This window comes from Flavobacterium hydatis, assembly GCF_000737695.1.
Lineage (GTDB): Bacteria > Bacteroidota > Bacteroidia > Flavobacteriales > Flavobacteriaceae > Flavobacterium > Flavobacterium hydatis.
Genome location: NZ_JPRM01000036.1, coordinates 17,976 through 38,980, shown reverse-complemented (window position 1 = coordinate 38,980; position 21,005 = coordinate 17,976). Strand labels below are relative to the sequence as shown.

Annotated in this window: 15 protein-coding genes; 7 read left to right on the top strand and 8 right to left on the bottom strand. The window is 34.1% G+C overall.

Annotated features, from left to right (window positions below):
- From gwsS to IW20_RS19140, 4 genes are all read left to right on the top strand, one after another.
- The gene (gene gwsS, locus IW20_RS19155; protein WP_035626177.1) at window positions 1–1,086 is read left to right on the top strand and encodes a grasp-with-spasm system SPASM domain peptide maturase; all 1,086 of its coding nucleotides are present in this window, start codon (window positions 1–3) and stop codon (window positions 1,084–1,086) included.
- Between the two features lie 67 nt (window positions 1,087–1,153).
- On the top strand, window positions 1,154–3,424 hold the full coding sequence (locus IW20_RS19150; protein WP_035626175.1) for a peptidase domain-containing ABC transporter: 2,271 nt from the start codon (window positions 1,154–1,156) through the stop codon (window positions 3,422–3,424).
- 10 nt (window positions 3,425–3,434) lie between these two features.
- Window positions 3,435–4,673, top strand: a complete 1,239-nt coding sequence (locus tag IW20_RS19145; protein WP_035626172.1) for an HlyD family secretion protein — start codon at window positions 3,435–3,437, stop codon at window positions 4,671–4,673.
- Between the two features lie 67 nt (window positions 4,674–4,740).
- The gene (locus tag IW20_RS19140; protein WP_081912519.1) at window positions 4,741–6,087 is read left to right on the top strand and encodes a TolC family protein; all 1,347 of its coding nucleotides are present in this window, start codon (window positions 4,741–4,743) and stop codon (window positions 6,085–6,087) included.
- Window positions 6,088–6,209: 122 nt separating this feature from the next.
- On the opposite strand, the gene IW20_RS19135 is transcribed toward IW20_RS19140, so the two are convergent.
- From IW20_RS19135 to dinB, 3 genes are all read right to left on the bottom strand, one after another.
- Window positions 6,210–7,586 carry an exonuclease domain-containing protein gene (locus IW20_RS19135; protein ID WP_035626167.1) on the bottom strand — a complete coding sequence of 459 codons (1,377 nt, stop codon included), beginning with the start codon at window positions 7,584–7,586 and terminating at the stop codon, window positions 6,210–6,212.
- A gap of 62 nt (window positions 7,587–7,648) precedes the next feature.
- A complete protein-coding gene (locus IW20_RS19130; RefSeq protein WP_035626164.1) occupies window positions 7,649–10,705 on the bottom strand; it encodes a DNA polymerase III subunit alpha in 3,057 nt (1,018 codons plus the stop codon).
- Between the two features lie 6 nt (window positions 10,706–10,711).
- The gene (gene dinB, locus IW20_RS19125) at window positions 10,712–11,893 is read right to left on the bottom strand and encodes a DNA polymerase IV (RefSeq protein ID WP_035626161.1); all 1,182 of its coding nucleotides are present in this window, start codon (window positions 11,891–11,893) and stop codon (window positions 10,712–10,714) included.
- Between the two features lie 87 nt (window positions 11,894–11,980).
- Between dinB and IW20_RS19120 the strand changes: the two genes are divergently transcribed.
- Complete coding sequence (locus tag IW20_RS19120) at window positions 11,981–12,748, top strand: XRE family transcriptional regulator (RefSeq protein ID WP_035626158.1); 768 nt, start codon at window positions 11,981–11,983, stop codon at window positions 12,746–12,748.
- A 50-nt stretch (window positions 12,749–12,798) separates the two neighbouring features.
- Here IW20_RS19120 and IW20_RS19115 read toward each other — a convergent pair whose 3' ends face one another.
- The 5 genes from IW20_RS19115 to IW20_RS19095 all read right to left on the bottom strand — a co-directional run bounded on the left by IW20_RS19115 (window position 12,799) and on the right by IW20_RS19095 (window position 17,942).
- Entirely contained in the window at window positions 12,799–13,449 is a 651-nt protein-coding gene (locus IW20_RS19115; protein WP_035626156.1) for an AbiU2 domain-containing protein, read from the bottom strand.
- A gap of 105 nt (window positions 13,450–13,554) precedes the next feature.
- Complete coding sequence (locus tag IW20_RS19110) at window positions 13,555–14,157, bottom strand: hypothetical protein (protein ID WP_035626153.1); 603 nt, start codon at window positions 14,155–14,157, stop codon at window positions 13,555–13,557.
- Window positions 14,158–14,257: 100 nt separating this feature from the next.
- Entirely contained in the window at window positions 14,258–16,237 is a 1,980-nt protein-coding gene (mobC, locus tag IW20_RS19105) for a conjugal transfer protein MobC (protein WP_035626389.1), read from the bottom strand.
- Between the two features lie 17 nt (window positions 16,238–16,254).
- Complete coding sequence (locus IW20_RS19100) at window positions 16,255–17,565, bottom strand: relaxase/mobilization nuclease domain-containing protein (protein WP_035626149.1); 1,311 nt, start codon at window positions 17,563–17,565, stop codon at window positions 16,255–16,257.
- Window positions 17,550–17,942 (bottom strand): plasmid mobilization protein, encoded by a 393-nt coding sequence (locus tag IW20_RS19095; RefSeq protein ID WP_035626145.1) that lies wholly within the window; start codon window positions 17,940–17,942, stop codon window positions 17,550–17,552. Before IW20_RS19095 ends, IW20_RS19100 begins: the two co-directional genes overlap by 16 nt.
- A gap of 801 nt (window positions 17,943–18,743) precedes the next feature.
- Here IW20_RS19095 and IW20_RS19090 point away from each other — a divergent pair.
- Window positions 18,744–19,037 (top strand): hypothetical protein, encoded by a 294-nt coding sequence (locus tag IW20_RS19090; RefSeq protein WP_035626142.1) that lies wholly within the window; start codon window positions 18,744–18,746, stop codon window positions 19,035–19,037.
- 402 nt (window positions 19,038–19,439) lie between these two features.
- Window positions 19,440–20,954 carry a MauE/DoxX family redox-associated membrane protein gene (locus IW20_RS19085; protein WP_035626140.1) on the top strand — a complete coding sequence of 505 codons (1,515 nt, stop codon included), beginning with the start codon at window positions 19,440–19,442 and terminating at the stop codon, window positions 20,952–20,954.
- Window positions 20,955–21,005: the final 51 nt, after the last annotated feature.

Below are 21,005 nucleotides of genomic sequence, written 5' to 3'. Positions count from 1 at the left end.
ATGTATATTAAAATATTCAGTTGTTGTACTATTACAAAAGGCAGTAGCAGAGCTGCTGTTGTAGACATACAGAGAGAACAAATTTTCTTTATTCCATTATCCCTTTATGATCTCATAGATCAACAGGTATATGCCATTAATGTGCTGAAAACAAAGCAAATTATTGAGGAAAAACATTATCCAATCTTAGATGAATATATAGAATTTTTAATCGACAATGAATTAGGTTTCTATTGCGATAGTGATGAATTAGCAATTTTCCCAAAGATGTCTGAAGAATGGCGTTTTCCTGCCCATATTACAAATTGTATAATCGATAGCAATGGTACTATTGAATTTCTTAACGAGCATTTTTTCCTGCAGCTCGAGGAACTTTGCTGCAATCATATTCAGTTACGTTTTTTTTCTCCAGTCGAGCAAGAAGATTTGGATGTAGTTCTAACGTTAATAAATGAGAATCAGATTAAATCTCTGGAAATAGTACTTCCCATAAATAATTATTTAAGAGACGAAAAAAATATTGTTCATTTTTTAGAATTCAATCGTAAGGTGAAGAATTTAATTATTACTTCAGCGGATGAATATAAAATACTACAACCAGATGATTTCTCAGGAACTGCGGTATTAACGGATAAGAATATTACAAACAATTTGCATTGTGGTTTAGTACAGTTAGAGCAATTTTCAATTAACGTTTTGCATTATACAGAATCATTAAATTCTAATACGTGTTTAAACCGTAAAATCGCGATAGATACAGAGGGCAATATTAAAAACTGTCCATCGATGAAAGAAAGTTATGGAAATATTCGAGATACAACTTTAAAAGAAGCTTTGGCTAATCCCGATTTTAAAAAATACTGGAATATAACAAAGGATCAAATCACGAAATGTCAGGACTGCGAATTTCGACATATCTGTACCGATTGCAGAGCATTTATCGACGTGCCGGATGATATTTATTCAGCTCCATTAAAATGTGGTTATAACCCTTATACCTGTGAGTGGGAAGAATGGAGTACGAATCCTTTAAAAGAAAAAGGAATCTCTCACTATGGCTTACAGGAATTAATCAAAAATCAATAAGTATTGTAAACTATAACCGGGTTATAAAATCAAAATTTAATTTTAATTTCCTTAATTATCTACCAAATTGAAATACGTTTTTTATAAACAATTGGACAAAATGGATTGTGGTGCTACCTGTTTAAGAATGGTAGCTAAACAATATGGAAAAGAGTACAGTATAAACAAATTAAGACGAATCTGTGAAACAGGTAAGCAAGGTGTTAATATGTATTACATTAGCAATGCTGCTGAACAAATAGGATTTAATACACTAGGAGTAAAAGTTAGCATTGAAGATTTAAAGGACATCCCTCTGCCTTCTATACTGCATTGGAAAAGCAGTCATTTTGTGGTATTACATAAAATAACCAATACCAAATCCAGTCCTAAAAATTGGAATTTTCTAGTTGCAGATCCCGCCACAGATGGTCTTTTGACTATTGAGGGGGACACATTTAAACAGATGTGGTTAGGAGATACTCAACATAAAGGAATTGCTTTGCTTCTGGAACCATCACTTGAATTCAATAACAGTGAAGACGAGTTTGGTCATGAAAAGCAGGTAAATAAGAAACTCTCATGGGGTAAATTATCAGGCTATTTATTTCAACACAAAGGATACTTTTTTCAGATCATCTTAGGTTTATTGGTAGCGAGTGTTCTTCAGTTAATGATACCATTTCTAACACAAAGTATCGTAGACAAAGGGATAAATACACAAGATATTAATTTTATATATATTGTCCTTGTTGCGCAATTCGTATTAATGCTGGGAAGAGCAATCGTAGAATTTTCCAGACAAGGACTACTCTTATTTATCAGTACAAGGATTAATCTTTCACTACTTACTGATTTTTGGAAAAAATTAATGCGTTTACCTATTTCATATTTTGATACCAAGCAGACTGGCGATATTATGCAGAGGATTGGTGATCAACATAAAATAGAGCGGTTTCTTACCGGAAACAGCATCAATATTCTTTTCTCATTAATGAATCTAGTGGTTTACTCATTTGTAATGCTACTCTATAGTTTTCAGGTGTTTTTAATATTTATCATTGGAAGTGCATTATATATCTTTTGGGTTACGTTATTTTTAAAACAAAGAAGAAAGCTTAATTATAAACAGTTTGCTTTAGCATCCAGAGAAAATAGCGCCACATTGGAAATGGTGCAAGGGATGCAGGAGATTAAAATGCACAATGCAGAGAAACCTTTTCGATGGAAATGGGAAAATATGCAAAGAGGGCTATTCAGTATTGGCTTTAAAAATCTATCTCTTAATCAGGCACAAACTGCAGGTGCTTTATTTATAAATGAAGGAAAAAATCTTCTTGTTACAGCAATAGTTGCTACATCCGTAATTAAGGGTGATCTAACCTTAGGAGCGATGTTAGCTATTCAATATATTCTGGGAGCGCTAAATAGTCCCATCCAGCAATTCATCAGTTTTATTCAGGAATTCCAGGATGCAAATATTGCATTAGAACGACTAAATGAAATACATCAGGAAGAAGATGAACCCGAAGGTCCCGTTTCAGGCTCAAAAACAGAAAATGCACAAATTGGTATATCAATCAAAAACTTAACATTCGGCTATTTTTCTGGCGAAGATGAACAAGTACTAAAAAATATTGATTTAGAGATTCCGGCTGGAAAAGTCACTGCTATTGTAGGGATGAGCGGAAGTGGAAAAACAACAATTTTGAAAATTCTACAAAAATTTTATGACGATAAATATAAGGGTAGTATTAGAATTTGGGAAGCACAAAATGAGCTACTATTAGCCGCCGAAAAAGAACTACTATCTAAAAATCAGGAATTAAAGATGATCATTCCTGAACACTGGAGGTCCAGAATTGGAAGTGTGATGCAGGATGGTTATATTTTCAGTGAGACTGTAAGTGGCAATATTGCTGTAGGGGTTGAAGAACCCGATAGAGCCCGTTTAGAATATGCGGCTACTGTGGCAAATATCCTGCCTTTTATTGAGACATTACCTTTAGGTTTTCTTACTAAGATTGGAATGGAAGGAAATGGAATTAGTGCGGGACAAAAACAAAGAATTCTAATAGCCCGTGCGGTGTATAAAAACCCTGATATATTATTGTTTGACGAAGCCACCAATTCTCTTGATGCCAATAATGAAAAAGTAATTCTTGAAAATCTGGAGTCTTTCTTTAAGGGAAGAACCGTCGTAGTTGTCGCTCATCGATTAAGCACGGTAAAAAACGCTGATAAAATTGTAGTACTTGAACAAGGCAAAATTGTTGAAGAAGGAACGCATTCAAAGCTAACCGCACTAAAGGGTAAATATTTTGAACTAGTAAAAAATCAATTGGAATTAGGTAATTAATTATATAGAAATGGACAACATCAAACCCAACATTTTAAGCAGATATGGAACTCCGATTACTTTTGGGATTTTATTGTTTATAGGGATTTTAACATGGTTTATTCAATATCCGGAAACAGTTTCCTCAAAAGCAAAATTGACAGGTAGTAATGCACCCAAGCCAATTATGGCAAAACAAGCCGCCAGATTAATTTCATTGGATAAAAAAAACGGTTCATTAGTAAATAAAGGTGATATTATTGGTAGCCTTGAATCAACCGCCCAGGTAGATGAGGTATTGCAATTCTCAAAATTCATTGATGAGGTTTATACACTGTTACAAGAACATAACCCTCAAACTATGAAGCTATTAATGAAAAGTGAGTTTAGTCATTTAGGAGAATTACAAGGTGACTATCAAGTATTTATGCAAGCTTATATCCCTTACCGTGATTATGTTTTAGGCGACTACTCGAACAAAAAGAAAAATCTTCTGAACAAAGACCTAAATAATGCCCACCAATCACGAAATGTGCTAAATGAGCAAAAGGAATTGTATAATGCCGATTTGCAGTTAAACTTAACTACGCTGGAAAAGAATAAGCAATTACTAAAGGAAAATATTATATCTGAACAAGAATTTAGAGAATTAACAAGCCAAAACATTGGAAAAAAGATGTCCCAACCACAAATGAAATCCAATTATATAAACAACTCTTCAGAATTAAACGGAATTCAAAAAGAGATTGTGGAATTGGACAAGGAAATTGTTTCGCAACAAGCTTTATTTCAGCAAGTAGTTTATAATCTTAAAAGTAAAATAGATGATTGGAAAAACAGGTATCTTTTAGTAGCAACTGAAAAAGGGAAGTTAGTTTTTACTTCATTTTTGCAGGAAAACCAAATAGTACAAGCCGGTAAAATAATAGCGTATATCATTCCAGAAAATAGTGAAATCTATGTTGAAAGTCTTGTGCCTCAGGGAAATTTTGGTAAGGTAAAAGAGGGACAAAAAGTATTCCTGAAATTTAATGCTTACCCTTCTCATGAATATGGTAAGGTAACCGGTAAAGTAGAATACATCAGTCCAATTCCTGCCGACAGTGGCTATTATTTGGTCAAAGTAATACTTCCAGATCACCTGAAGACAAATTATAATAAAGAGATTCCTTTTATCGAAGGACTTACAGTACAGTCTGATATTGTTACCAAGGATATGCGACTGGCAGAGAGCTTGTATTATGATGTTATAAAACAGATGAAAAAATAAAGCTAGCTTATCTAACTATGAAAACTTTCAAAATTAAAATTTAACTAAATTAAAATTTAACCACCTCTTGAAAAGGATATTATTACTATTTATTCTCTGTTATTTTGGACTATGCCAAGCTTATGCACAAGATTCTATCTGGACCTTGTCCAAATGTATTGAACATGCTCAAATAAACAATTTGTCGATTAAACAAGATGAATTGGATGCCAGAGCAGCGAAAATGATTTATCAATCCAGTAAATACAGTCATATTCCAAGTTTAAACTTATCCTCAAATTATGGAACTAGCTTTGGACGTTCAATAAATCCAACAACAAACCAGTTTGAAAATACAAAATTTTCCTCTTTAGGATTATCCGCTGGATCAAGTGTATTACTCTTTGGATGGTTTCAAAAAAGGTATGCTATACAGAGTAATGAATTAAAATATAAAATAGCACAAGAGAGCATGGAACAATTAAAAAATGATCTTTTGCTTAATGTTGCAACAGCCTACCTCAGAGCGCTATTAGCCAAAGAACAAATTACTAATGTATTGTATCAAATTGAGATAAGTACTGATAATCAGACCCGAATTGAAAAACTTACAACAGCCGGGAGAAGTAATATCTTAGAGCTTTCCCAAGCCAAAACACAATTTTACAATGACAAAGGAATATACTTAGAAGCACTACTAAACTATGAGCAATCTTTAATTGATCTCAAGGTTATACTAAATATTGATTTGCAACAAAAAATTGTACCTGTTCCTAATTTAAATGAAAGTGTATTTTTATCAGTTGAAGAAATAGACCCTGAGGCTATTTATAATAGTGCATTAACCTATATCCATTCGATTAAAAGTAGCACCTATAATGTACAAGTAGCAGAAAAAGATATCCAACTGACCAAGGCGAAAGAACTGCCTCAATTGAGTTTAAATTTTTCATCAGGTACAAACTATTCCTCTTCATACTATGAGGTACTGCCTTCAGGTGATCGTCAATTAATTTCATTCGGAAAACAGTTTAACAATAACCTATCCCACTTTGTTGGATTAGGACTTAATATTCCTATTTTTAATAATTTTTCTTCCAGAGATGCTATCAGAAGTGCTAAAATTGGTTTGGAAAAAGCTAGAATAACCGATGAAGAAAATAGACAAAAATTAAAGCAGGAAATATATAAATCCTGTATTGAGTATAAAAGAACCTTACAACAATACAATTCTTCCCTAAGTGCATTAGAGAATGCAGGAATAGCATTGAAGGCAGCAACAATAAGACAAGAAAAAGGTTTTATTTCTTATTTCGAATATCTAACAGAAAAAAATAATTTTCTTAAAATTCAAAATGAAACCACAGCATTAAAATATGAACTACAATTTAAAAAAATAACTGTTGAATATTTTCAGGGCAAATTCGTAATTTAAAACTCAAAGCTGATGATTCAACGATAAAAAATCAAGTACTAATGTATTTACAGTTATACCTGAAAATGAAAATAATTATATTGGAAAAATTAAAATTGGATCAGCAGTAAATATAAGGCTGGCTAACTTTCCTTTTTCATACCGTGAACTTTACCTGGATGTTTTTCCGTATAAGCATAGATTAACTGCATGATATAATGATTGCTTTTATAAGGCGTAATATAATCCTTAATCTCCGCTGGTTCGGTAATTCCAATATCCGAAGCGATATAGCCCATCCCATAAAAGTGTCCGTTTTCAATCCATATGCAACTATGCTCCTCTGTGGTTCGACCTTTATCGATAATAAAGAAGCTTGACCTGTTCTTTAAAACATAATCAATGGCATTTTCTATTTGCTGATTATGATGCTCAATCTCAGGCAGATTTGTGAGGTCATGTTGTTGAGGACCTTCTGCTTTTGTCGAGGTGCAGTACTTACAAAACCTGTAGTCGATCTCAAACTTTTCTGCCAAACTCTGTAGTACGTTTATGCCATCATACATTGTATTGAAAACCTCAATACAGTTCTGAAATTTATTCATCTTGCCAATTGCCAGATACTTGTAGCCATTACGTGCTTCATATTGGTAAAGCCCAAATTTTGCTTCAAAGCGTTTCAATGCCTTGTTATATATTGGCCAAAGTTTCTTAATCTCAGTACACTCTAGCAGCAGTGCCATCAACTCAGTGGCACATATCTCAAAAGAAATAGCGTATATATCCCTTAAGAAATGCTGTCTTTGGGGTGTAATTTTGTGCCCACTAAAATGTGAAGCGACACGTTTTTTTAAATTGACAGCCTTACCTACATAAATGACTTTATTAGCCTGATTATAAAAATAATATACGCCAGGTTTTTCAGGTAATTGCTCAAAGTCTCCAGGAGGCAGATTTGGAGGTAGACGCTGATCTTGTGCGGTCATCTTTACCATTTTGCCAATTTCGTCCTCTTCATCCCATTGTAGTAATCGGGAAAACAATATAGTAGTAGCATCCGCATCACCACCAGCACGATGTTGATTCTCCAAAGGTATATCCAGTGAATGACAAAGTTTCCCCAGACTATAAGAGCTTAGCCCAGGTCTTATTTTTCTTGCTGCCCGAACGGTGCATAATTTTCTTGCTGTCCATTTAAACCCAGATTGCTCCAATTCATGACGAACGAACGAATAATCGAAGTTAACATTATGAGCAACGAAGATACGCCCCGTAAGCATCTCTAATACCTTCTCCGATATGTCATCGAATATCGGCGCATTTTTTACCATTTCATTGTTTATGCCGGTCAATGCAAAAATGGGAAGAGGTATTTCCTTTTGCGGATTTACAAGTGTTTCGAAGCGGTCAATTACGTTTGTACCATCATGGATTACAATTGCAATTTCCGTAATACAACTGCCACTGGCATTACCGCCTGTGGTTTCTATATCTACTATGGCATATTCCAGTTTTTTCATCTATTATAAAACGTGATTTTTATTGCGTTCTTGCTAATGGAACAATGTGAAATATCTTATTTTTACTGTCCCATTTTATGCCGTGGCATGTTGTATTCATGCTCTTGTGGGTATGGGGCACGATGTGTCATACTCACGTCTTCCCGAATATGCTCATGTACTTTAAATTGCCTGTCGTTAGTATTAGAATAACGTGGATCCGGTATAAAGGGCATCTTAGCCATTTTAGTAACGGTTATTGTTGGAAAATGATAATCAACCTCAACATTTCCTAATAATAAATAACAGCCACCACCTTGAAAAGGATATTTTTCCAGTGAATCTGTAAAATGTGCTGTATCGAAATATTCACCCTCTACGTCAATCCAAGTACCAAAGTACATTGTTCCTCTTTTGGTAGGGACATGTTTTCTAGAAATAAGATAAGCGAGCATTTTTACCGATTTCTTATGGTTCTTTACCAAATCTTTAGCCATTACAGCACCTCTGTATGTCGTTTGCAAGAGATCGAAAGGAGAACAAGACACAGGAAAACTCAATAACTCTATTTCATCAAAGGCATCTTCAAAAGAAGAGCGTTCCAATACAGGTAGTTTATATTCTTTAACAGGTTCCTGAATGAGCATCAGATTTCTGTTTTCCGGCTTAAAATTCACCAGTATTAGTCTGGCAATTACCAGTAACTGATTTTTAGTTTTACCAGTAAAGTGAAATGCACCAATAAAAATCAAAATTTGGATGCCTTCAATTCCTATGGGAATGCGATTGATAAAATCTTCCAGAGATTTAAACTCCCCATGCATATCCCTTTCTTTGACTATAAACTGTGCTATTTTGGTTTCCAAACCTTCCAGATGCATCAAACCAAGATAAATATCAATGCCATACAAATTTGTTTCATATTCACTTTTGTTCACACAAGGATTATGCACAATAGCACCTGACATTCGCGCCTCATGAATGTATACCTCCGTACGATAAAAGCCTCCCTGATTGTTTATAACAGCTACCATAAACTCTATTGGATAGTGTACCTTCAGGTATAAACTTTGATAACTTTCTACTGCATAAGATGCCGAATGTGCTTTACAGAAAGAATACCCTGCAAAGGATTCAATTTGTCGATATATTTCTTCGCTTAACTTTATGGGATGTCCTTTTTGCTGACAGGAGGCAAAAAAGTTGTCCTTTACTTTTTGTAAAGCTTCTTTTGAACGCCCCTTGCCGCTCATGGCACGACGCAAGATATCTCCATCGGCCGCTGGCAGACCTCCATAATACAAAGCAATTTTAATCACGTCCTCCTGATATACCATAATCCCATAGGTTTCTCCTAACTGCTCTTTGAATACGTCATGAAAATATTCAAACTTATCAGGATAATTGTGACGGAATATATACTCTTTCATCATTCCTGATTGAGCTACCCCTGGGCGGATTATGGATGAAGCTGCCACCAGCGTTTTATAATTATCACATTTTAGGCGGCGTAGTAATCCACGCATGGCTGGACTTTCAATATAAAAGCATCCAATTGTTTTTCCGCGTTCTAAATATAGATTGGCATTAGCTTCATTTTTAGATAACGAAGTATTGCGTATATCTACTTTAATACCACGATTTTTTTCGATTAGTTTCACACTGTCGTCAATATGTCCGATACCACGTTGGCTAAGGATATCAAACTTTTCAAAACCTATATCTTCTGCAATATGCATGTCAAACAATACAATCGAAAAGCCTTTGGGTGGCATTTCCAGCACTGTATAGTTCGTGAGTGGCTCTTCCGAAATTATTATCCCACAAGAATGCATACTGCGTTGATTAGGGTATTTTTCAAGCATCATCCCATATTCCTGTACATACTTTACCACCGAGTTTCCATCATGCAAAGCCATTGGATTTTTAGCCAGCATATCCAGTTCTTCTTTGGGTAAACCAAAGACTTTACCGACTTCCCGAAATATAGACCGATATTTAAATTCCACATTTGTTCCACAAAATGCCACGTGATCAGCTCCATACCTATTGAAAATATATTCCAATATGGTATCACGTTCCTTCCACGACCAATCAATATCAAAATCAGGAGGGCTTTTACGGTTTAAATTCAAGAAGCGTTCAAAGTACAAATCGAGTTCTATTGGACAGATATCAGTAATGCCCAGACAATAACTTACGATGCTATTGGCTCCACTTCCACGTCCAATATGCAAAAAACCGCAACTATTACTATAGCGTATAATATCCCAGGTTATTAAAAAATAGCCACTGAATTCCAGTTCTTCAATTACTTTTAATTCCTTTTCGACACGTGCTATAGCCTGAGCGTTAGTAGCACCATATCTCCAGAGAAGACCTTGCTTAGCGAGGCTGGTAAGTAAAGCCATATCACTGGCTCTACTGTTGGTATAGTACTTTTTGTTTTTCGGGGTTTTAAAATCAAATTCGAAATTACACTGGTCTATAATTTCTTGTGTATTGCCAATAATCTGAGGATAATCGCTGAATTTTGAAATCAGTTCTTCAAGTGGTAGCATCACTTCAGAGGTTTTGCAATAATCATTCAGGGTAAGCTTCGATAGAATAACATTTGTATCAATAGCTCTTAGGATCTTATGCAGATTAAATTCTTTTTTAACCCGGAAAGTAACAGGTTGAAAAATGACCATTTTATCAAGTCTTTGTTTCCACTGGGAACCAAATAATTTAGGAAGCTCTTCGGGACGAATACCGATATACTCGTATTCTTTCAAAGTTGTCGGAGCATTCTCAAAAGAATAAATTATAAAGACCTCTTTGAATTCAGGCGCTTCTAAAGGTAAAACTGTATTGTCGAAATTATGCTTGGTCAAAAAATGATTCATTTCTGCAAGACCTTCAGCATTCTTGGCTAGCCCAATATAACGCAATTCATTATTGCAGCGAAATTCGATACCAACAAGCGGTTTAATAGCTACTGCTTTACATGCTTTGATAAAATCATAAATACCTGTAACTGTATTTATGTCCGTGAGTGCTATAGCTTTCACATTGCATTGCACAGCTTGCTGCACCAAGTCAGTCAAGGGTATCGTACCGTAACGCAGCGAATGGAAAGAGTGACAATTGAGGTACATGGTACGTTAGTGTTTACGTTTTAAAATTTCTGCTTTGTTGTTGGGTTTGAATGTAGCACCGGCACAACGCATCACGGCATCGAAACCATAGCGGCTTTTCATTTTATCCATTGCCTGATATAATGCTAACATTTCTTCTGTATCCTCAAAGAGATTGATTTGATAGGTGCCACGAACCAGTCCACTAAAACGAATTCCTATCAATCTGAGACGCATACGGCGTTGGTATAGTTTATCGAATAAATCGGTAATACTTTTGGTTAATATATGATCGGCAGAAGTATATTGTATCCTGCATTGTTTGGTTTCTGTATCGAAATTAGAGTACCGTATTTTAATAACTACAGTAGAAGTCAACCACTGCTCAGATCGCAATTGAAATGCCAGTTTTTCCACCATACCCACTAATATTGATTTGAGTCTTTGAATGTCGATTGTATCCTGGGTGAAAGTATGTTCTGTTGAAATTGATTTACGCTCTGTATAAGGTTCAACAGGGTTATTATCTATACCGTTGGCTTTCTTCCATAGCTCAACACCATTTTTACCGATCATTCGCTGTAATACCTCAGCAGGCATTTCTGAAAGGGTCTGGATTGTTCGAATACCAATTCTGGATAATAATTGAAAAGTAACATCACCAACCATAGGGATTTTCTTAATTGATAGTGGATTTAAGAAGGGCTGAACCATTTTTTCGGTTATCTCCAGATTCCCTTTCGGTTTTCCCTCTCCAGTAGCAATTTTAGAAACGGTTTTGTTTATAGATAAAGCGAAACTTATTGGTAGACCTGTTTCTTTAGTAATTGACTGAGCTAACTCATTGGTCCATTTATAACCTCCATAGAATTTATCCATCCCACTAATATCAAGATAGAACTCATCAATACTTGCCTTTTCCATAACTGGGGCTTTCTCTTCGATAACCTGGGTAACATCATGGGATAATTTAGAATACAATTCCATGTCACCTTTCATCACTCTTGCTTGTGGACAAAGTCGAAGCGCCATTTTAATAGGCATGGCGGAACGCACTCCAAATGTGCGTGCTTCGTAAGAGCAAGATGCTACCACTCCACGGTCGCCACCTCCAATAATCAAAGGAATTCCTTCTAGTTTTGAGTTCCCCAGTCTTTCACAGGACACAAAAAAAGTATCTAAATCCATATGTACAATTGCTCTTTCCATCGTCGTCTCATTTTATACATGACAAAATTAGTACAGATTATAACAAAATGATTTACATTTGTTGTTACAAATTATAACAAAATCGACATGTCTTTATTTTCCGACAACATCAGAAGCCTTAGACTGAAAAAGAAGATTTCACAGGAAAAAGTCGCTGAAAGCCTTCTAATAACGCGAGGGAGATACGTTAAATATGAAGATGGTAGCTCTGAAGCTCCCTATGAAATATTAAAGAAAATTGCCCATTATTATCATATTAGTATCGACCTGTTACTTTCTGTAGATGTTCGGAAAATCCCCATTGATGATCTATTGAAATTGGAAGGTAATCGTTTAGTGCTTCCCATTACAGTAGATAAGGAAGGAGAAAGTTTTATTGAAGTCGTGACCCAAAAAGTAAAAGCTGGATATTTAAATGGTTATGCAGATCCGGAATATATTGAAAACCTACAACAGATTTCATTGCCTTTTTTAGGACCGGGAAAGCATAGAGGGTTTCCTGTTGAAGGCGATTCAATGCCTCCACATGAAGAAGGTTCTATCATAGTTGGCCGCTATGTAGAAAGGCTGGGAGAAGTTCTTGATGGCAAAACGTATATCTTAATTACAAAAAGTGACGGTATGGTATATAAACGACTCAATAAAAATAAAAAAAACATACTCGTTTTAGAATCAGATAATAACTTTTATCCACCATATGAAGTAAAAGCTTCTGACATTCTTGAGATATGGGAATATGAATGTAATATTGGACGTTCAGATAAAAAACAAGCACCGACAGAGACAGAAAGTCTAAGAGAATTAGTTATGGAACTAAAAAGAGATGTAGTAAAAATAAAAGACTCATTACTTTAGATATACTTTTGATTTACTTTCGTTAAATTTTTTAACTCTCAATTTATACATTATGATGACTGAGGAGGGAGTTCGTTTTCAAGGTTATATTCCTTAGCCAATTCTCTATACTTTTCCATTGAATTTTTCTTTTCTGCTACAATTGAACTTATACTACCTTTCAAACTTACTGCAGGGGAATTTATAACATCAAACATTCTATGGGTTAAGTTTAAAAGCTTACCCAAAAACAATATTATTTCTTTTGCTAAATCTAAAAAAAGAGTAATTGTTGTAAGAGGTATTAAATTACTAATATTATCACTGCCATCTTCATGCACATAGATTTTATCACGCTGTAGTTTTAAATTGTCTATTGATTGCTTTTGTTCCTCTAATACTATTTCCCACTTTTCAATTTGTAAAGAAGGTACTTTGAGTTCACTATATTCACCATCTTTTTTCAGTTTTTGAATAATACTATATAAACTGAATTTTTCTTTTTCTTTCAATAATTTGGCTAATTCTATTATCGTCATTTGCCAGTAAATAACTCGAGAATAATAGAAAAAAGTATTCATTTGTTTTTCATACATAACATCTTGATCGATTTCATTTTCTTGCAAATACTTAACTATTAAATAAGCTTCCTGAGCTTTGATTGTAATATTATTAATGATTGTGATTTCTTTTTCTAGATTACTTCTTCTTTGAATATTCATATTATTTGGTATATTAACTTATTATTGAAGTCGTTTAAGTGGATTTTAATATGGAATTTAAAGGTAAAAAAATGCTAATAATGCTTCAATTCCTTTGGAATTAAATTATAGAAATTCTTCATATTCATTTCCATTACACTCAAAACAAATACCATCCATGTAGTAATGATATTGAGGTATATATCCACTACCATTACATCTATTACATTTTTTTAAACTCAATTCTGTTTGCATTAAATCATTTAAATAAACTGGAATATTTTCGGTATCGTGAATTTTTTGGTGACAATTTTTACATAAGCTAATTAGTGCTTCTGAGGGATAATCCCATGGCAGCCTATTTTTTATATAATATTTATGATGAACATGTAGAAATATTGGCTGATAATCAATATGCAATGGATTTTCAATTCTATCAGGTATTGGAGCTACTAGATTCATTTCTTCAAATAATTTTTTCACACCTTCTTTGACTTTTTGAATAAATTCTTCTTCTTCCTCTTTTGTATAATTAATGTAAGATTGCCCGTTAATGTATTTAGATTGTCTGGCATTACACTTAACACACATTTGATTATCACGTTCAATTATCTCAGAACGTTTTTTTTGCCATTCACTTGTATTAAGCTTCTCTACATAAGTTATGTATTCTTCATTTAGTTTTTTTTCATAAACTAGTGTATTATAATCGATATATGACCTTTCCATATTGACAAGTTTTTATTATCCTAAACTTTAATATAATCTGCTAATGTATTGAATATTAATGACTGTTAAAGAAGCTTTTTGTCTATGCTATTTCTAAGCCTTATTTTTTCTTAATTACCAAATAGACCTGTCTAGGATCATTAAGTAATCGCTCCATTTCAGAATGAATTATATCCTGAATGTCCTGTTTTATTTGCAGGTAATTGCGCTGGATCATTGCGTTGTCCAATTTGCGCACCGGAGGTATTTCTTTATAGCTTTCTTCTTCTTTTTTAATTGTCTCATGGTCATTTACAATTTCGCAGTGGAAGGTTTTTAGATCAATTTTACAATCAGGATCGTCGGCGACCATCCCCACAAATTCACCAGAACTAAGACCGGAAATTTTGGAAGGTGGTACTGCCGATTCCAATTGTTTTGAACGACTGATTGAAGTATCCCCGCTATTGATTGATAGGCTTTCCCTGTCTTGCATAATCTTTCCAAAACGTTCCGATAATTGCTTGGAAGTATCTCCAGTTACCTGTCCACTAATGATATTTCCGGTAATGTTCATAATTACATCAGCCTGTTCCCGACCATAGTCTTTTCGCAACTGACTAAAGTCCTGAATTCCCAAACAAGTTGCTACTTTATTACTCCGTGCGGTGGCAATCAGGCTATCTACATTGTTCAGGTAAATGGTAGGAAATTCATCAAAGATGAGGCTGGATTTCATTTTACCTTTTTTGTTGACCAGCTTCACAAGTCGGTTTACATACAGCGATAAAACAGCTCCGTAAATTTGTATTTTCTGAGGGTTATTCCCCATGCATACAATCTTAGGTTCCTGCGGATTATTGATGTCTAAAGTAAAGTCATTTCCCGATAGTACATAATACAGTTGCGGTGATGAAAGCCTTGCCATTGCTACCTTTGCTGAAGCAATTTGTCCTTCCAATTGCTCCATAACATCATTAAGGTATGCATTCACAAAGGGATTAATGAGAACCTCAATTTCTTTTTCGCTTCTAAGCAATGTAAAGAGGCTATCATAGTCGACCTGCATGAGTTCAATTACATGAGGCAGGGTACAAAATGCTCCATCTTTATATCTTCTGAGATACCATATAATAGCAGATAAAAAGTTAATAGGTGATTCCACAAAAAAGTCCCCTTGCCGTTTGATCCATTCTCTGTTAAGCCCCATTAAGATCGTTCGCGCAGACTCGGAAGCATCGGTAATATCTTCCATACTCTGAGGATCTAAGGGATTACAACGGTGCATGATTTTATCAAAATTTATAAAATAACATTTGGGCAATACTTTATAAACATGCTTGTATTTTTCAAAGGTATTATAGACTATTTTGGATAAATCATCGTACTTAAAATCATAGACGAACATACTGAATCCTTTTTTGATATGCTGAGTAATCACATGTCGAATTACAAAATAGGATTTCCCTGAGCCAGGAGTCCCCAGAACCATCAATGCCCTGAAGGGATTAATAATGTTTATCCAACTGCTGCGTATTTTATCTTTTAAATGGTAACGAGCTGGCAGGTTAATGGAATATTCATTTTCCAGGAGCCGCTCTTCCTGAGGAAAGGTCTCATTTTCTTTATTAAAAATATCCTTCTGGTTAAGTCTATTTTTTATAATTCGGGAAAGTAAAGTACCTCCTGAAAGCATCAAAAGAAATCCTATTATGGTCATGCCCATATAAATCGTAGCAGCAGGTACAATTTCAATTTTTAAAAGCAAGGAAAGATAACTGATGAAATAAACCAACAACCCCGTAATTATATAAGCAAAAGCTGTTTTATAATTGAGTTTTTCATCCTTACGTCCTTTAGCACCAATGAGTGAAATAATTAAAAAGCCTAAGGCAAATAGTTTGGATTTATGAAAATTACTGAATAATCTGGTGTTGTATATATTGCCTAGAATTTTATCACTGAATGCACTAACAAGATGCCACTCTCTAAAAGCGGCATAACAATAGTAATAAAAGTGTATGCTTAAAATAATGATACTGATGAGTCTTGTCATATCCAAGATCTTTCGTAGCGCCTGTTCATTTTCTCCTGTCTGCATCGCCATGATTTCAATTTTTATTGATTATCAGATTGTCCTCTTCTTTTTTTCTTTTTTTTCTTCCCTTTAAGCTGATTGGGAATGTAGTTTGCTGTCTGCTGGGATTCTGTAAGTATATCTGCGAGTTGTCCCATTAAGCTATTGGATCCAACGTATTTATTATTTTGGAAATCACTACCAAACAGCGTTGCCATAATTTCCGAATTAGGTGTTTCAAATGTGATACTTTGCAATTTTTCAATATTGGTTTCAGTTGTTTTTTGTTCTACCAAACGAATTGATGTACAACGTTCCTGTATAGCTTTAGCACTATATTCTTTACCTAGTGCACTGCCATTAAAAACACATTTGGTGGTATGATCTACATAGGTAATTCCGTAAAGTAATCCTTCTGTATTCTTTCTAAAAACCATATTGATTCCCTCTTTTTGTAATAGACCCTCCAATTCAGTCAGTGACGTTTTTGTTCTTAAAAATGCCTTGTCAATAGCATTTTTTATTCTGCTCTTATCCGAAGTTTTAGTAGTAGCATTTGATGTGAATGTTTTCTCCAAAAACTTTAAAGTTGGTTTGTTGTAAAAGAGACTAGCTTTTATGGGTACTCCAATAGGTTTACCTTTTTCATCCAGTATCCGATACATCAATCCTCCAGTTTTAAATACCTTTGAATTTTCATCACCCCGGTCTGCTAAAACATTATATTGTTGTAAGACGGCATTGAGTTCTGCAAGGCTGGTATATTTATAAGTAGCGAGCACTTCTCCTAGCACATTGTTTATTGCCCTTTTGGATTCCCCTCGTGCATATTGAATTTTGCCTGCGGAGATCGATTGAAGTTTGGGAATCTGATTATTCTTGTTTCCTTGCGCTTTAACAAGCCCGAAAGAATCCTCGATTTCTTTTCGGGCATTTTCAGATTGATTTCTACCTATATTTTGCATATCAATTCTACTTCCATCAGCCCTTATTTTTATTGAAACAATATGCAGATGGGGATGTCCTGAATCATAATGCTCGTATACTAAATAAGGTTGTTCCCCAAAACCAATTTTTCCCATATATGTATTGGCTATGTCCATCAGTTTCTCTTTAGAATGATTTTCTGACGGATCAAAATTCAACGAAATGTGTACACTATTTCGCTTTACATTATCATTCAATGCAGTCTGTTTTAAGAACCTGTTTAGTTTCATTGTACCACTCATTTTATCTACATCCATAGGATAATTTCCTTCACCGATACATACTGCTATACCTTGTTTTACTTTGTTTTCATTATAGTTAAAAATGTTGTGTATCGAATGTCCTGTCTTTATGATTGCAACCATTTTTCAGAGATTTTTTGGATGGCTTTTTTGATTTCTTCCACCTTATTCCAGAGGATTTTTTTCTCAAGTTCATAGCTGATAATCCAATTTTTAAACTCAGAGATTTGCTGTAGAGTATGGAGTTTTTTTACAACCTGATTAAAGTTGTTACCAATGGCATTTAACTCGCTTCGCAATCGTGTAATCTCTGCTATAAATTCATCAGTCGATTGGTTGCGATAATTGGTTGTTATAGGCTTACTAAATAGATTCCTACGAATGTAGTCGCTTAGCTTTTGGCACGTACTGGCTTTCCATTTACGTTCAATTTTCGCATATTCTTCGGGTGTAAATCGTAACCCCACAATGCGTGTTCTGTTTGAATTTTCTCTTTCCATCATCTCTCATTTTCATTATTTTCAAACTCTTTTTATCCTTTCAGTGTCACTGCCCACGACTTCGGAGTATAGGGCAGCAAGATTCGGTTGTTTAACAACCGGACATCTTGCCGATCACAGGAACGTTGTGATCTTCGTGCTACTTTAAATGTCTATTAGACATTCCAGTATTTCTAAAACCTTCAAAACTCAAAGTTTCCATTTATAACCTCTTTTTATAAAATTGTATTTCCCTGCTATTACTTTAGTCCTTCATTCCGGCTGTAGCTGATGGAATTAAAATATCAGTAGCTTTTATAAAAATCATTTCAGTGCTATTTTTAATACTCAAGGAAAGTGCACGCTGCCGATCCTATTTTCACTGTTGTGAATACTCAACAGCCAAACCAATTCAAATTCACTTTTTCGCATTAAAAAAAGGTGCTCTTTCAAAGCACTAAACCCATTTTAAAACAATAAAGTCCTGACTGTTTTCAGGAAGGTTTTTATTGTTATTTTCTGATGTAAAAAAAAGTTAATGCACTACTGTAATTAAGTCCGCTTTTGAAACAGCATGTCGGATAAAAAAATAGTCTTAAAAAGTATTCTTAATCTATTATTCCTTTTAGTCTTTTTTATGTATCCTGATTCCATTTAATGAGAGAAACGTTCTTGCCTTTATTTACTCTCATACTCTATTTCAAATACGAAGTTAGATAAGCGGAATGAATCCTACCCATCATGGGTATATTATGCCCATGATACTTTGACAATGGCTTTATACCTTTGTAAAATCGATTATTAACTTAAAACGTGGAAATTATGCTAACAACAAATGATGTGGCCCAGGTACTCGATACTATACTTAGTATCCCTGGCATGAATGAGGTAGTGAAGATTGATTTGAAAATTTCGCGAAAGAATGTACTCTTATTAAATCATGTTATTGAACGCGGTTTATCTGTGAAAGACAGTGAAAAACCATCAATTCTTTTAAAGAGTATTCCAGATGAAAATCTGCATGAATTAAAAGTACTTGCGGAAGAATGCCTTCAAAAAGCAGGTCTGATAGAATTCAGTGAAAAACTAACTACTCTGAGTGAAACCAGTAAGTAAATCAAAGCCATTTAATTCAAAATGAAGTGATGCCATTCAATAGTAACTATTGAATGGCATTTTTTGTTATCATGAATTCATTTTGTAAGAAATGAAACGCTCTTTTTGCTTTTGATTGTAAAATGGCAGGATTTTCTAAATTTTTAGGATGTTTTAGCAGGATTTTCGCAACACGCTGTAAAACAAACTTCTATAATTTTGTTTGTGTTTCATTTTCAACTTATTTACCCAAATCTTAAATACTTATCATTTTACACCTTACAGAAACTGAAACTGACATCAAAAGTATGTCAAAATTTTTACCCGTAAAAGAACATGCTAGTCAATATAATTATAATATAAGGTTATGTGTTTTTACATACCCTATAACTGTATTCGTTTTAAACTAAATATTTAAATGTCATGAGACTGAATAGGAATAGTAAGAGAATCATTGTAGATGTAATTTGCATGCTATATGTCTTTTTATTTGTGTACGCTGCCTCAAGTAAATTATTTGATTTTGAGAACTTTCGTGTACAATTAGGACAGTCTCCATTATTGAGTGCATTTGCCGATTGGATTTCTTTACTTGTCCCCATTATAGAACTCTTAATCTGCGTGTTGCTTATTATTCCGAAATCCCGTTTTATTGGACTGTTCGCATCGTATAGTTTAATGGTTATGTTCACATCTTATATTTTCATAGTACTTCATTATACGGCTTTTGTACCTTGTTCTTGTGGAGGCGTTCTCGAAAAATTGAATTGGACACAACATTTAATTTTCAATTGCATTTTTATTGCAATGGCAATATTGGCAATAATTCTACATTACTCCAAGGATGAATCAGTAAAAGATAAAGTAAAATCAAAAACATTTTTTTTAGTGTTTTTCATTACTACATTTTCTAGTATCGCTATAATAATTATCTTATTCTTAATGTCTGAGAATATCATTCATTACCATAATAAATTAACCAGACGTTTTCCTCATACGCCAATTCAGACAACTAATAATATCAACCTTAAACTTAATTCTTATTATATAGCAGGAGTTGACAGTCATAATATATATTTAGGAAATACTACAGCTCCTTTATTGATTACTGTACTGGACAGAGAACTACATCAAACCCAAAAAAAAGTTATTGATCTTGACCAAAAAGATCTTCCTTTTCAAGCAGTAAAAATTATAGTACAAGCACCTTACTTCTTTGTGGTGGATGGAAGAATACCATGTATTTACAGAGGAAGCATAAAAGATTGGAAAGCCAAAATTAGAAAAAAGGGAGGTGAGTATTTTACAACCGCTGAAGCAATCGATTCTACTGCAATTGCAGTGCGAACTCATTCCTCTATAAATGGTGAAAGTATTTTAGGTGTAATTGATTTAGTAGACCCTGCACAAACAATTTTAAATCCTCAAATTCTGCAAAAACAATTTGATGGTGTATTTGACACAGACGGTCAGCTACTGTATAGCGGCGGTCTCAAAAGAATTATTTTCCTCTATGCATACCGCAATCAATTTACGGTTGCAGATAATGATTTAAAAATTGATTTTAGGGGCAACACCATTGATACTATAACACGCGCAAAACTGAATATTGTAAAAGTTGAGAAACACCGCCAAAGAAAATTTGCAAAACCGCCTTTGTTCGTTAATAAAAGTAGTGCCGTTTATAATGACCTTTTGTATGTCAATTCAGCAATTCCAGGACGATATGAAGAAGATGATATATGGAAAAGTGCCAGCATAATAGATGTTTATGATATCATTCGTAACCGATATCTGTTCAGTTTTTGCATCTATGATATAGAGGGCAAAAAAGTGAGAAATTTTGTTGTGTATGACAATAAATTGTTTGCCTTGATAGGCAACCATATTGTTCGTTGTGACCTCGATAAAAAAATTATTTCTAAGTATAAAAAATAAATGAACTGTATTAAAAATCTATTGGCCAATAGCAGGGATCTGATCGAAAAC

What these genes read in the sequence shown, in the direction of transcription:
- IW20_RS19090 (WP_035626142.1), top strand. Translation starts at nt 18,744, where the DNA reads ATGCTAACAACAAATGATGTGGCCCAGGTACTCGATACTATACTTAGT.
- IW20_RS19145 (WP_035626172.1), top strand. Translation starts at nt 3,435, where the DNA reads ATGGACAACATCAAACCCAACATTTTAAGCAGATATGGAACTCCGATT.
- IW20_RS19135 (WP_035626167.1), bottom strand. Translation starts at nt 7,586, where the DNA reads ATGAAAAAACTGGAATATGCCATAGTAGATATAGAAACCACAGGCGGT.
- IW20_RS19120 (WP_035626158.1), top strand. Translation starts at nt 11,981, where the DNA reads ATGTCTTTATTTTCCGACAACATCAGAAGCCTTAGACTGAAAAAGAAG.
- mobC (WP_035626389.1), bottom strand. Translation starts at nt 16,237, where the DNA reads ATGCAGACAGGAGAAAATGAACAGGCGCTACGAAAGATCTTGGATATG.
- IW20_RS19085 (WP_035626140.1), top strand. Translation starts at nt 19,440, where the DNA reads ATGAGACTGAATAGGAATAGTAAGAGAATCATTGTAGATGTAATTTGC.
- dinB (WP_035626161.1), bottom strand. Translation starts at nt 11,893, where the DNA reads ATGGAAAGAGCAATTGTACATATGGATTTAGATACTTTTTTTGTGTCC.
- IW20_RS19110 (WP_035626153.1), bottom strand. Translation starts at nt 14,157, where the DNA reads ATGGAAAGGTCATATATCGATTATAATACACTAGTTTATGAAAAAAAA.
- IW20_RS19095 (WP_035626145.1), bottom strand. Translation starts at nt 17,942, where the DNA reads ATGGAAAGAGAAAATTCAAACAGAACACGCATTGTGGGGTTACGATTT.
- IW20_RS19100 (WP_035626149.1), bottom strand. Translation starts at nt 17,565, where the DNA reads ATGGTTGCAATCATAAAGACAGGACATTCGATACACAACATTTTTAAC.
- gwsS (WP_035626177.1), top strand. Translation starts at nt 1, where the DNA reads ATGTATATTAAAATATTCAGTTGTTGTACTATTACAAAAGGCAGTAGC.
- IW20_RS19115 (WP_035626156.1), bottom strand. Translation starts at nt 13,449, where the DNA reads ATGAATATTCAAAGAAGAAGTAATCTAGAAAAAGAAATCACAATCATT.
- IW20_RS19130 (WP_035626164.1), bottom strand. Translation starts at nt 10,705, where the DNA reads ATGTACCTCAATTGTCACTCTTTCCATTCGCTGCGTTACGGTACGATA.